At 59.8% G+C, this 13357-nt stretch carries 10 protein-coding genes; 8 read left to right on the plus strand and 2 right to left on the minus strand.

The features are described 5' to 3' along the window. Window positions 1–320 precede the first annotated feature (320 nt). From CQ009_RS22805 to CQ009_RS22825, 5 genes are all read left to right on the plus strand, one after another. The gene (locus CQ009_RS22805) at window positions 321–2210 is read left to right on the plus strand and encodes a DUF1302 domain-containing protein (protein WP_064392884.1); all 1890 of its coding nucleotides are present in this window, start codon (window positions 321–323) and stop codon (window positions 2208–2210) included. Between the two features lie 27 nt (window positions 2211–2237). After that, window positions 2238–3602: a DUF1329 domain-containing protein gene (locus CQ009_RS22810; RefSeq protein WP_095050635.1), complete on the plus strand. Its 1365-nt coding sequence runs from the start codon at window positions 2238–2240 to the stop codon at window positions 3600–3602. A gap of 344 nt (window positions 3603–3946) precedes the next feature. Further along, window positions 3947–6682 (plus strand): LuxR C-terminal-related transcriptional regulator, encoded by a 2736-nt coding sequence (locus CQ009_RS22815; protein WP_105708793.1) that lies wholly within the window; start codon window positions 3947–3949, stop codon window positions 6680–6682. A gap of 51 nt (window positions 6683–6733) precedes the next feature. Continuing rightward, window positions 6734–7378: an MBL fold metallo-hydrolase gene (locus tag CQ009_RS22820; protein ID WP_105708794.1), complete on the plus strand. Its 645-nt coding sequence runs from the start codon at window positions 6734–6736 to the stop codon at window positions 7376–7378. Between the two features lie 111 nt (window positions 7379–7489). Beyond that, on the plus strand, window positions 7490–8224 hold the full coding sequence (locus CQ009_RS22825; protein WP_064392880.1) for an OmpA family protein: 735 nt from the start codon (window positions 7490–7492) through the stop codon (window positions 8222–8224). A gap of 226 nt (window positions 8225–8450) precedes the next feature. Here CQ009_RS22825 and CQ009_RS22830 read toward each other — a convergent pair whose 3' ends face one another. Further along, window positions 8451–8885 (minus strand): YhcB family protein, encoded by a 435-nt coding sequence (locus CQ009_RS22830; protein ID WP_064392879.1) that lies wholly within the window; start codon window positions 8883–8885, stop codon window positions 8451–8453. A 144-nt stretch (window positions 8886–9029) separates the two neighbouring features. Between CQ009_RS22830 and CQ009_RS22835 the strand changes: the two genes are divergently transcribed. From CQ009_RS22835 to zapE, 3 genes are all read left to right on the plus strand, one after another. Then, window positions 9030–9659: an alpha/beta hydrolase gene (locus CQ009_RS22835; protein ID WP_105708805.1), complete on the plus strand. Its 630-nt coding sequence runs from the start codon at window positions 9030–9032 to the stop codon at window positions 9657–9659. A gap of 24 nt (window positions 9660–9683) precedes the next feature. After that, window positions 9684–11039 carry a tryptophan--tRNA ligase gene (locus tag CQ009_RS22840; RefSeq protein ID WP_034156484.1) on the plus strand — a complete coding sequence of 452 codons (1356 nt, stop codon included), beginning with the start codon at window positions 9684–9686 and terminating at the stop codon, window positions 11037–11039. A gap of 90 nt (window positions 11040–11129) precedes the next feature. Further along, entirely contained in the window at window positions 11130–12224 is a 1095-nt protein-coding gene (gene zapE / locus CQ009_RS22845) for a cell division protein ZapE (RefSeq protein ID WP_038361044.1), read from the plus strand. 211 nt (window positions 12225–12435) lie between these two features. Here the strand turns inward: zapE and CQ009_RS22850 are convergent, their stop codons facing one another. After that, window positions 12436–13332 carry a GlxA family transcriptional regulator gene (locus CQ009_RS22850; RefSeq protein ID WP_177330986.1) on the minus strand — a complete coding sequence of 299 codons (897 nt, stop codon included), beginning with the start codon at window positions 13330–13332 and terminating at the stop codon, window positions 12436–12438. Between the last annotated feature and the right edge of the window lie 25 nt (window positions 13333–13357).

Consider the following 13357-nt stretch of genomic DNA (forward strand, 5'->3'; position numbering starts at 1 on the left):
CGAAAACGGCGCGCCAGGCCCACCAAGCAAGCGCTTGCCTTGTGAAATCGAAAAATTCAGCCATCCTTGCCGTGCCGACACGTGTCGGACTGGCGAAAGGACTGTTCCAGAGTGGCCGGCAGCTGCAAATCACACTTTAGAGGGATCAAGCAGTACCACCTGCTGGCTATAGTCCGCTCAAGGATTTTTAAGAACGGAGCACACGCACTGAACGGGGCGAGCAACTTTGGAATGATTTCGGGCAGCCCTGGCGCCCGGTCTTCCACAGCGTTTTTAAAAGTACTCACTGCCATAACAATAATGCACATGGAGTAGCGTCGATGACCTCAGTAAACCAGTTCTGGCGCCGGGCAAAACTGCCTCTGGCGGTCAGCATTGCCTCTTCGCTCGCCGGGCCCGCATTCGGCGTCAGTTTCAACGTCGGTGAAATCGAAGGCCAGTTCGACTCTTCTCTGTCGATCGGTGCCAGTTGGTCTACTCAGAGCCCGAACAAGAACCTCATCGGCGTCAACAACGGCGGCCATGGCCTGTCGCAGACCTCCGATGACGGCCACGCCAACTTCAAGAGCGGCGAGACCTTCTCGAAAATCTTCAAGGGCATCCATGACCTTGAACTGAAATACGGCGACACCGGTGTGTTCGTCCGTGGCAAATACTGGTACGACTTCGAGCTCAAGGACGAAAGCCGACAGTTCAAGGACATCAGTGACAGCAACCGCAAGGAAGGCGCCAAGTCGTCCGGCGGGCAGATCCTCGATGCCTTCGTCTATCACAACTATTCGGTTGCCGATCAGCCGGGCTCGGTGCGTCTGGGCAAGCAGGTCGTGAGCTGGGGTGAAAGTACCTTCATCGGCGGCGGCATCAACTCGATCAACCCGATCGACGTGTCGGCGTTCCGTCGTCCGGGCGCCGAGATCAAGGAAGGCCTGATCCCGGTCAACATGTTCTATGTGTCCCAGAGTCTCACCGAGAACCTCTCGGCCGAAGCGTTCTATCAACTGGAATGGGACCAGACCGTCGTCGACAACTGCGGCACGTTCTTCTCGCAGCCGGACATCGTTGCCGACGGTTGCAACGACAACCTGCGCGTGCTGAACAAACGTTCGCAAATTCCGGCCGTCGCCTTGGGGCCGTTGGCCGCCAACGGCGTCAACGTCAACGAAGAAGGTGTTCTGGTACGCCGTGGCGGCGATCGCGATGCCCGTGACAGCGGCCAGTGGGGCGCATCCTTCAAGTACATGTACGAACCGCTGGACACCGAGTTCGGTGCCTACTTCATGAACTACCACAGCCGTGCGCCGATCTTCAGTGCCACCGGTGCGCCGCAATCTGTCTACAACACGGCGCGCGGGCTGCCGGGGCCTTTTGCCGCACTCGCACCCCTATTGGTCGCGGGCAACTCGCAATACTTCATTGAATACCCTGAAGACATTCGTCTCTACGGTCTGAGCTTCTCCACCACCCTGCCTACGGGCACTGCGTGGAGCGGTGAGATCAGCTACCGTCCGAACGCGCCGGTGCAACTGAACTCCACCGACATCCTGTTTGCCGGTGTACGTCCACTGGGCGGTGCACTGACCAACGCTTCGCTGCTCAACGGCGTGCCGGGTCAGGATCTGCACGGTTACGAACGCAAGGAAATCACCCAGATCCAGACCACCTTCACGCACTTCTTCGATCAGGTCATGGGCGCCAGCCGTCTGACCCTGGTCGGTGAAGTCGGTGCGACCTATGTCGGCGGGCTGGAAAGCCGTTCCGACATGCGTTATGGCCGCGATCCCGTGTATGGCCCGGGTGAGTTGCCGGCCACTGGCGGTATCAATACCTGCTCCAACATTCTCAACGCCAGCACCATCAACGGTGCAGGGCCTGGGTCGCCGCAAAACAACCGCAGCCGCAATTGCGACAATGACGGCTTCACCACATCGGTTTCCTGGGGCTATCGCGGTCGTGCCATCTGGGAATACAACGACGTGTTCGCCGGTGTGAACCTCAAGCCGAACGTGGCCTGGTCCCACGACGTCAGCGGTTACTCGCCTGGCCCTGGCGGCAACTTCGAGGAAGGTCGCAAGGCTGTCAGCCTCGGTGTCGACGCGGAATACCAGAACACCTACACCGCGAGCCTGGCTTACACCAACTTCTTCGATGGCAAGTACACCACCGTGGATGATCGCGACTTCGTTGCGCTCAGCTTCGGCGTGAACTTCTAAGCACTGCATTTCAGGACGAACACACATATGAAAATAACAAAGAGTCTGTTCCACGCCGGTGTTCTGGGTCTGTCGCTGCTGGCGACCGGTGTCATGGCCGCGGTACCTGCCGCCGAAGCCGACAAACTGGGCAAGAGCCTGACGCCGATGGGCGCCGAAATGGCTGGTAATGCCGATGGTTCCATTCCTGCCTGGAAGCCACTGCCGAAGAATGCCGGCTCGGTCGACAGCAAGGGTTTCCTGTCCAATCCATACGCCAGTGAGCAACCGCTGTTCACCATCACGGCGAAAGACGTCGACAAGTACAAGGACAAACTCGCGCCGGGGCAGTACGCGATGTTCAAGCGTTACCCGGACACCTTCAAGATGCCGGTGTATCCGTCCCATCGCGGTGCGACCGTGCCGGATGACGTGTTCGCCGCCATCAAGAAAAACGCCACCACCACCAATCTGGTGTCCGGCGGCAACGGTCTGGAAAACTTCGATACCGCCGTGCCGTTCCCGATTCCGAAAACCGGTGTAGAAGTCATCTGGAACCACATCACCCGCTATCGCGGCGGCAGCGTGACCCGTCTGGTGACTCAGGCCACGCCGCAACCGAACGGCTCGTACAGCCTGGTGTACTTCCAGGATCAGTTCGTGTTCCGCGACAAGATGAAGGACTACGATCCGGCGAATCCGGGCAACATCCTGTTCTACTTCAAGCAGAAAGTGACCGCGCCGGCACGTCTGGCCGGTGGCGTGCTGCTGGTGCACGAGACTCTCGACCAAGTGAAGGAACCGCGCTCAGCGTGGGTCTACAACGCCGGTCAGCGCCGCGTGCGTCGCGCGCCACAAGTGTCCTATGACGGCCCGGGTACCGCGGCGGATGGCCTGCGTACTTCCGACAACCTCGACATGTTCAACGGTGCACCGGATCGCTACGACTGGAAGCTCGAAGGCAAGAAAGAGATGTACATCGCCTCCGACAGCTACAAGCTCGACGATCCGAAGCTGAAATACGCTGACATCATCAAGGCCGGTCACATCAACCAGGATCTGGCGCGTTACGAGCTGCGCCGCGTCTGGCATGTGGTCGCGACCCTGAAGGAAGGTCAGCGCCACATCTACGCCAAGCGTGACTTCTACATTGACGAAGACACCTGGCAAGCCGCGGTGATCGACCATTACGATGGTCGTGGCCAGCTGTGGCGTGTGGCCGAGGCGCATGCCGAGAACTACTACGACAAGCAAGTGCCGTGGTACGCCCTGGAAACCCTCTACGACCTACAGTCCGGCCGTTATCTGGCTCTGGGCATGAAGAACGAAGAGAAGAGTGCGTATGACTTCGGCTTCACCGCCACCACCAGTGACTTCACCCCGGCCGCTCTGCGGCAGGATGGCGTCCGCTAAACCGCTGTAAACCCGAGGCCGCATCCTCGTGAAAAACGCCCCGACTGGTTCGGGGCGTTTTTTTTCGATCAGATTTCCCTGCTTGTGCAGGAGCTGCCGCAGGCTGCGATCTTTCGATCCTGCTTTTTTTGAGGGGGGGCAAAACAACGTCAAAAAATCGCAGCCTGCGGCAGCTCCTACAGGGGTTCATCGGGGCGCGCGATGCAGCGGTGATGCCGGTTTTTGTCGGCGCTGTGTAGCTTTTTTGTAGCCATTTGTAGCAGCAACCTTCATTCCCTCTTCGTTTAAGGCTAGTCTGCGGACATCTGCAACGCCGCCAACAGCAATTCGAACAAGAGCCGGCCATGACTGATCTGTCCCCACTTCCGGGTCCCGCAAGTGTTGCCGTCACGGCATTGGACGGGCGTTTTTTTCGCCCGCCACTCCCCGACGGATACGTGCTGCGACCACGACTTTGCGAGCGCCTGCAAGCCGGGCTCGGTGGGCGACTGTTGCTGGTCAGCGCCCCGGCCGGGTTTGGCAAGAGTTCGCTGGCAGTGGAGTTTTGTCAGAGCCTGCCAGCGCATTGGCAAAGTTTATGGCTGGGTCTGAGCCCACGGGACAGCGACCCGGGGCGGTTTCTCGAACGCTTGCTCGAAGGCCTGCAGGACTACTTTCCACAGTTGGGCAGCCGCGCGTTGGGCCTGCTGAAAATGCGCCAACGGCATCAGCCATTTGCCTTCGAGGAATGGCTCGATGGCTTGCTCGACGAACTGGCGCTGCAACTTGATCCGGCGGCGCCGTTGCTGCTGTTGCTCGACGATTACCATCTCGCTCAAGGCCCGGTTCTTGACCGTTGCCTGCAATTCTTCCTCAATCATTTGCCCGATGGCCTGCTGGTCATGGTTACCAGCCGGCAGCGACCGGACTGGCATCTGGCGCGCTTGCGCCTGTCGCGACAGTTGCTCGAATTGCATGAACAGGATTTGCGCCTGACCCACGACGAAGCACTGAGCCTGCTCGATCGGCACAGCACGTCTCTGCGCGGTGAAGCCCTGGAAAGCCTGATTCAGCGCAGCGAAGGCTGGGTCGCGGGTTTGCGTTTCTGGCTGCTGGCGGTGGCCGAGGCCGGCAGCGATGCGGTGTTGCCGCAAGCGTTGAACGGCGGGGAAGGGCTGATCCGCGACTATCTGCTGGAAGAGGTCATCGATTGTTTGCCGGCCGAAGTGCAGGCATTTCTCTACGACACGGCGCCACAGGAGCGCTTTTGCAGCGAACTCTGCGATGCCGTGCGCGAAGCCCATGACAGTGCCGAAATCCTGCGTTTCCTGCTCGCACACCAAGTCTTTCTGGTGCCACTGGACGAACATGGCCACTGGTATCGCTATCACCATTTATTTTCCGACTTGCTGCGCAGTCGTCCGATCGCGCAGGCGATGGTGCCGCCGGCGACCCTGCATCTGCGCGCCTGCCGCTGGTTCAACGCGCAGGGGCTGCTCGACGAAGCGGTGGAGCAGGCCTTGCGCGCCGGCCATCTCGACGTGGCAGCGAATCTGGTGCAGAACCTCTCCGAAGAACAACTGCTTGCCGAGCAAAACATCGGCATGTTGCTGCGCTGGAAAATGGATTTGCCCGACAGTCTGCTGATCAGCACGCCACGCTTGATCGTGCTCTACAGCTGGGCGCTGGGGCTGGCCTGTCAGCTCGATGCCGCCGAAGAATTGTCCAGTCATCTGAGCCGTTTCCTGCCGGCGCCTTCGGCCACCGCGCAAAAGTCGATGCTGGCGCAATGGCTGGCACTCAGCGGAATCATTGCTCGCGGACGCGGGCATCGAGAGTTGACGCTGCGCTATTGCAGCGAAGCGCTCGAAAGCCTGCCGGCCAAGCGCTACGGTCAGCGGTTGATGTGCTTGTCGACCTTGTCGAATCTGGCCATTGCCGATGGCGATCTGTGGCGCGCGCGGGGCTTGAACCGCGAATCCCTTGAGCTGGCGCAGCGGGTCGGCAATCCCTTGTTTGAAGCATTGGCGCATTACGACCGGGCGCGGGTTCTGCAATCGCGAGGTGAAATTCTCCGTGCGCTCACGGAAGTACACCAAGGGCTGGAGCGCTTGCGCGGGTTGTCGGCGCAACGTTTGTACGCCGTACGTGCGCGTCTGACGTTATACGAGGGCTTTCTGCTGGCGATGCGCCTGCAACCCCAGGCCGCGCGCGGGCGCCTGCTGACCGGGATCGCAGAGGCGCGCGCCTGTCGCGATATCAGCGTGTTGATCGGCCATTGTGTGATCGCCCGGCTGGATGGCGCCAAAGGCGAGTTCGCCGGTGCTTTTGCGGAATTGGCCGAAGCCGAACGGCTGATGCATATCTGGGACGTGCCGCCGATCTACTATCTGGCGATGATCACGCTGGTCAAATGCGAACTGTGGCTGGCACAGGGCCGCACCGATCTGGCCGAAGCCTGGCTGGCGCGACTGGGCCAGACCTACACCGGCGAACGTGCTGCCGCGCCACCGGAATTTCATCCGCAGTTGCCCTTGCATGTCGAGCTGCAACAGGCACTGCTCGACATGATTCAAGGGCAACCGATGCTCGCCGAAGGGCGGTTGAACGTGTTGCATGAAAACGGCCAGCAAACCGGCCGCCAGTTGCTCAGTGTGATGGCGTTGACGCAGAAAGTGGCGTTGCTGCTGGCCGGTGGTCGCGAGCCGGAAGCGCGCAAGACTTTGAGCCTGGCGCTGGATGCCGCAGCGGGCGGTGTGCTGCAACCCTTCGATGGCTTGCTCAAGGAACATCCGGACTGGGTGCGCGGGCAATTGGCGGCTAACGTGTCGAACCCGGTTGGCCAGCAATTGCTCGAACACATTGCCCCGTCTACCACCCGTCCGGTGCCCGAGTGTCCGGCAGCAGAACAGCTCAGCAGTCGTGAGCTGGCGGTGCTGCGACTGATCGCCCAAGGTTGTTCCAACCAGGAGATCAGCGAGCAGTTGTTCATTTCACTGCACACGGTGAAAACCCATGCGAGCCACATCAACAGCAAGCTGGGTGTCGAGCGGCGCACCCAAGCCGTGGCGCGCGCCAAGGAGCTGGGGTTAATGATCTAACGGCGGTAAAATCGCCGATCTGCCGCTTCGAACCTTGGCTCAGGATTGCCCATGACTGTTGCAAAACCAGCGCTGATCCGCGAAACCTTCCCTGTTGGCCCGTTGCAGTGCAATTGCACGATCATCGGCGACCCGCTGACCAAAAAAGCCATTGTCGTCGACCCGGGCGGCAACCCTGACCTGATCATGGCGCGCCTCGATGCGCATGGCCTGAAAGTGGTCAGCATCATCCACACCCACGCGCACCTCGATCATTTCCTTGCTTCCGGGCAGATGAAGGAAAAAACCGGCGCGACCCTGCATTTGCACAAGGAAGACCAGTTTCTTTGGGACAACCTCGAGATGCAGTGCCAGATGTTCGGTGTGCCATACACTCCGGTGCCATCGCCAGATCGCTGGTTAAGCGATGATGAAGAACTGGCCTGTGGTTGCGGCGTGGCCCTGCATACGCCGGGACATACCCCCGGTTCCATGAGCTTTTGGTTTTCCGAGGCTAAGCTGTTGATTGCCGGCGACACGCTGTTTCGTCGTGGCGTAGGACGTACGGATTTGTGGGGCGGCGATCAGGCGACCATCGTGCGTTCGATCAAACAGCGGCTGTATACCCTGGACGAAGACGCAACAGTGGTGACCGGGCACGGTCCGGATACACGGTTGGGCGATGAAATGCGCGAGAACCCTTTTGTGCGGGCCTAAATATTTTGTCACGAGTGCCCGGCGGAATTTTTGTGCATTGTCATGATCCAACGCCCGCACAGGTCCATTGCCAAAAATGGCCGTCATAGAATGCAAAAGTAGGAGCTCTCCATGTTCACCAAGCGTCGTTTGATTATTGTCGCTACCGCCGTGGCCTTGCTGTCCGGCTGCGCCTCGCCTAATCCGTATGACAATCAGGGCCAGGCCGATGGTGGCTCTCAAGGCATGAGCAAAACCGCCAAGTACGGTGGTCTCGGTGCGCTGGCCGGTGCTTTGGCCGGTGCTGCCATCGACCATAACAATCGCGGCAAAGGTGCCTTGATCGGCGCGGCGGTGGTGGGGGCTTCGGCGGCCGGTTACGGTTATTACGCTGACAAGCAGGAAGCCAAGCTACGCGCGAGCATGGCCAACACCGGGGTTGAAGTGCAGCGTCAGGGCGATCAGATCAAGCTGATCATGCCAGGCAATATCACCTTCGCGACCGACTCGGCGAACATCGCGTCCAGCTTCTATCAACCGCTGAACAATCTGGCCAACTCGCTGAAAGAGTTCAACCAGAATCAGATCGAGATCGTCGGTTACACCGACAGCACCGGCAGCCGCCAGCACAACATGGACCTGTCCCAGCGTCGTGCGCAGAGCGTGGCGACCTACCTGACCTCGCAAGGCGTCAGCGGTGCCAACCTGACGGCCCGTGGTGCCGGTCCGGATAATCCGATTGCCAGCAACGGCGACGTCAATGGCCGGGCGCAGAACCGTCGGGTTGAAGTCAATCTGAAGGCGATTCCGGGCCAGCAATATGGTGGTCAGCAGCAACAGCCGGGCACTGTTCAGCAGTATCCATAAGCGCTTGCCTGAATGAAGAAATGCCCGATCCGGTGATCGGGCATTTTTTTTGTGGTCAGTTCTGGCCCCTTCGCGAGCAGGCTCACTCCTACAGGGGAATGCAATTCAAAATGTAGGAGTGAGCCTGCTCGCGATGGCGATCAAATCGGTACCACAAAACCATCAGGCACAAAAAAGCCCTCGGACATCACTGTCCGGGGGCTTTTTGTTTGTCAGCGAAGACTGATTACTTCTTCAAGCCATAGTGCTCATCGAGCATGCCCGGTGAGTTCGGCGTCTTCGGTGCGTAGTCGCGTGGCGGCTCCTGATCGCGCGGTGGCGTCAGGCGTTCACGTGGCGCCTGCGCCGCGTCAGCGTGCAGGGCAGCGATCAGGCGCTGGCGGGTCTGCTCGTCCAGGGCCAGACGATTGGCACCCTCGGCGAGATGATCCTGCACTTCCTGATAGCTCTGGGTCAGCTTCTTGACCAGCATCGCGGTGCTGTTGAAGTGGGTGACCACCTCGTTTTGATAACTGTCGAAACGCTCCTGGATATCATCCAGTTGACGCTGCGTACGGCTCGGCGCGGCGTTCGGCGCAACGCGCGCGATCAGGAATCCAATGGCGACACCCACAACCAGGGCAAGAGTCGGTAACAACCAAACTAAGAGCGAGTGTTCCACGAGTCCTTCCTCTATAAACGGCTTTGCTTTACGTTAACGGCTCGAACCTGCGCTGTATACCGCGATTCACTCGCAATAGATTGGCACAGACAATTTGCTAGACGAGTCGACCCGATTCGAGGTCACGGAGTTCCTTCCTTGCTGATGCGTGAAACCCCTGTAGTGATTGCCGGCCCCGTCGGCCAAATCGAAGCGTTGTACCTGGATAACGAGCAACCAATCGGCATCGCGCTGATCTGCCATCCGAACCCGGTGCAGGGCGGCACCATGCTCAACAAGGTCGTCTCGACCCTGCAGCGCACCGCGCGCGACGCCGGCCTGATCACCTTGCGCTTCAACTATCGCGGCGTGGGTGCCAGTGAAGGTTCCCACGACATGGGCACCGGTGAAGTCGACGATGCCCAGGCAGCCGCCAAGTGGTTGCGCGAGAAACACCCGGATCTGCCGCTGACCCTGTTCGGTTTCTCCTTCGGCGGATTTGTTGCAGCAAGTCTCGGTGGCCGTCTCGAAGCGCAAGGCGTGCAGCTCAAGCACCTGTTCATGGTCGCGCCGGCGGTGATGCGTCTTGGCGAGCAGGATCAACTGCCGCAACACGGCGAACTCACGGTGATTCAGCCGGAAACCGACGAAGTCATCGATCCGCAACTGGTTTACGACTGGTCGGAAAAACTCCAGCGCCCCCATGAGCTGCTGAAAGTGGCAGAATGCGGACACTTTTTTCATGGCAAGCTGACCGATCTCAAGGATCTGATCCTGCCGCGTCTCTCGAATTGATTGCAGTCTGACAAGCGATTACCCATGACGAACCGTACCCGTATCCTCACCGGCATCACCACCACCGGCACGCCGCACCTGGGCAACTATGCCGGCGCCATCCGCCCGGCGATCCTTGCCAGCCGCGACAGCAATGCCGACTCGTTCTACTTTCTTGCCGACTACCACGCCCTGATCAAATGCGATGACCCGCTGCGCATCCAGCGCTCGCGTCTGGAAATCGCCGCGACCTGGCTGGCCGGTGGCCTCGATGTCGACCGCGTGACCTTCTACCGTCAGTCCGACATCCCGGAAATCCCTGAGCTGACCTGGCTGCTGACCTGCGTCGCGGCCAAGGGCCTGCTCAACCGCGCGCACGCCTACAAGGCGTCGGTGGACAAAAACGTCGAAACCGGTGAAGACCCGGACGCCGGCATCACCATGGGCCTCTACAGCTATCCAGTGCTGATGGCTGCGGACATTTTGATGTTCAACGCGCACAAGGTGCCGGTCGGTCGTGACCAGATCCAGCACGTGGAAATGGCCCGCGACATCGGCCAACGTTTCAACCACTTGTTCGGTCAGGGCAAAGAATTCTTCACCATGCCCGAAGCGCTGATCGAAGAAAGCGTGGCGACGTTGCCAGGCCTCGACGGTCGCAAGATGTCGAAGAGCTACGACAACACCATCCCGTTGTTCTCCAGCGCCAAAGAGATGAAGGACGCGATCTCGCGGATCGTCACCGACTCCAAAGCGCCAGGCGAAGCCAAGGATCCGGACAATTCGCACCTGTTCACCCTGTTCCAGGCTTTCGCCACGCCGGCGCAGGCTGACGAATTCCGCAGCGAACTGTTGGGCGGTCTGGGTTGGGGCGAGGCGAAGAACCGTCTGTTCCAGTTGCTCGACAACGATCTCGGCGAAGCGCGCGACAAGTATCACCAGTTGATCGAGCGCCCGGCGGATCTGGAAGACATTCTGCAGATCGGTGCCAAGAAGGCCCGCGCCGTGGCAACGCCGTTCCTCAACGAACTGCGCGAAGCCGTTGGCCTGCGCTCCTTCGTCAATCAGGTTCAGGTTGCTGCGACCACCAAGAAGAAAGCCGCGAAAGCCGCGCGTTTCGTCAGCTTCCGCGAAGACGACGGCAGCTTCCGTTTCCGTCTGCTGGCAGCCGATGGCGAGCAACTGCTGCTGTCGCGCAACTTCGCCGACGGCAAAACCGCAGGCCAGGTGACCAAGCAACTGCAATCCGGCCAGCCGCTGGACGTGCGCAGCGAAGACCTGAGCTTCAGCGTCTGGCTGGAAGGCGAGTGCGTTGGTGACAGCCCGGCGTTCGCCGACGCTGCTGCGCGGGACGCGGCCATCGAGGCTTTGCGCGTCGCGCTGACCCCGGTTCAGGACTAATCGGCGGCACGACCCGACCAAGGGCCGATTGCCATTCCTACGGGCCGTCGCTACAGTGACGGCCCGTTTTTGTTGCCTTGCTAACGAATTATGACGCCCCTAGAACGATACCAAGCTGATCTGAAACGCCCGGACTTCTTCCATGACGCCGCGCAGGAAACTGCTGTGCGTCATTTGCAGCGTTTGTACGAGGATCTGATCGCCGCCGATCAGAACAAGCCGGGTCTGCTGAGCAAGCTGTTCGGCAAAAAGGATCAGACGCCGGTCAAGGGCCTGTATTTCTGGGGCGGCGTAGGTCGCGGCAAGACTTACCTGGTCGACACCTTCTTCGAAGCGCTGCCGTTCAAGGAAAAGACCCGCACCCACTTCCACCGCTTCATGAAGCGCGTGCACGAAGAGATGAAAACCCTTGGCGGCGAGAAAAACCCGCTGACCATCATCGCCAAGCGCTTCGCGACTGAGTCGCGGGTAATCTGCTTCGATGAGTTCTTCGTGTCTGACATCACCGATGCGATGATCCTCGGCACGCTGATGGAAGAGCTGTTCAAGAATGGCGTGACCCTGGTCGCGACCTCGAACATCGTCCCGGACGGCCTGTACAAGGACGGTCTGCAGCGTGCGCGCTTCTTGCCAGCCATTGCGCTGATCAAGCAGAACACCGAGATCGTCAACGTCGACAGCGGCGTCGACTATCGTCTGCGTCACCTCGAACAAGCGGAGCTGTTCCACTATCCGCTCGATGAAGCCGCTCACGAAAGCCTGCGCAAGAGCTTCAAGGCACTGACGCCGGAATGCACTGCCGCGGTCGAGAACGATGTACTGATCATCGAAAACCGCGAGATCCGCGCCCTGCGTACTTGCGATGACGTGGCGTGGTTCGACTTCCGCGAACTGTGCGACGGCCCGCGTAGCCAGAACGACTACATCGAACTGGGCAAGATCTTCCACGCCGTGCTGCTCAGCGGTGTCGAGCAGATGAGCGTCACCACCGACGACATCGCTCGCCGCTTCATCAACATGGTCGACGAGTTCTACGACCGTAACGTCAAGCTGATCATTTCTGCTGAAGTCGAGCTGAAGGATCTGTACACCGGCGGACGTTTGAACTTCGAGTTCCAGCGCACGTTGAGCCGATTGCTGGAGATGCAATCGCACGAGTTCCTGTCGCGGGCGCACAAGCCTTAAACAGAATCGGCAAAGTAAAAGGGCCTGCGATTGCAGGCCCTTTTTTATCTCGAATTCACCGGCCCGCGCACACTGATCGTTCCCACGCTCCGCGTGGGAATGCATACCGTGACGCTCTGCGTCACATTCCGGGGCGGACGCGGAGCGTCCATTGGCAGCATTCCCACGCAGAGCGTGGGAACGATCAATGGGTTTGTGTATGGGCAGAGGGCTACGCAGCCTGTTGGAACTGCTGCCGATACTGATTCGGCGACAGCTCAGTGTGCTGGCGGAACAACCGCGCAAAGAAGCTCGCGTCGTCGTAACCGACCTCATAACTGATGGTCTTGATGCTCTTGCGGCTGCCGGACAACAAGCCCTTGGCCGTCTCGATGCGCAGGCGTTGCAGGTAGTGCAGCGGCTTGTCGCCGGTGGCGGTCTGGAAGCGCCGCATGAAATTGCGGATGCTCATGCCATGCTCGCGGGCGACGTCTTCGAAGCGGAACTTGTCGGCGAAATGCTCTTCGAGCCAGTGCTGAATCTGCAGGATGATCACGTCCTGATGCAGCTTCTGCCCGCCGAAACCGATACGCCCCGGCGCATAGCTGCGCTGCACCTCATAGAGAATGTCGCGGGCCACGGCTTGCGCCACGTTGGCACCGCAGAAACGCTCGATCAGGTAGATATAGAGGTCGCAGGCCGATGTGGTGCCGCCGGCGCAGTAAAGGTTATCGGCGTCGGTCAGGTGCTTGTCCTGATTGAGGTAGACCTTCGGAAAGCGTTCGGCAAAGGCATTGAAGAAACGCCAGTAGGTCGTCGCTTCCTTGCCATCGAGCAACCCGGCTTCGGCCAGCCAGAACACGCCAGTGGCTTCGCCGCACAGCACAGCGCCGCGGGCATGTTGCTCGCGCAGCCAAGGCAGGATCTGTGGATAACGGCTGCACAAGGTCTCGAAATCATCCCAGAACGCCGGGAGGATGATGATATCGGTGTTTTCCAGACCACCATCCACCGGCATGACGACATCGCTGAAGCTTTTCACCGGTTTGCCATCGGGGCTGACGATTCGTGTTTCAAACGCCGGCGTCAGGCCGTGGCCCAGTTGTTTGCCGTAACGGAGGCTGGCCACATGGAAAAAATCCTTGGCCTGCATG

The organism is Pseudomonas sp. MYb2 (assembly GCF_002979955.1).
Taxonomy (GTDB): Bacteria; Pseudomonadota; Gammaproteobacteria; order Pseudomonadales; family Pseudomonadaceae; genus Aquipseudomonas.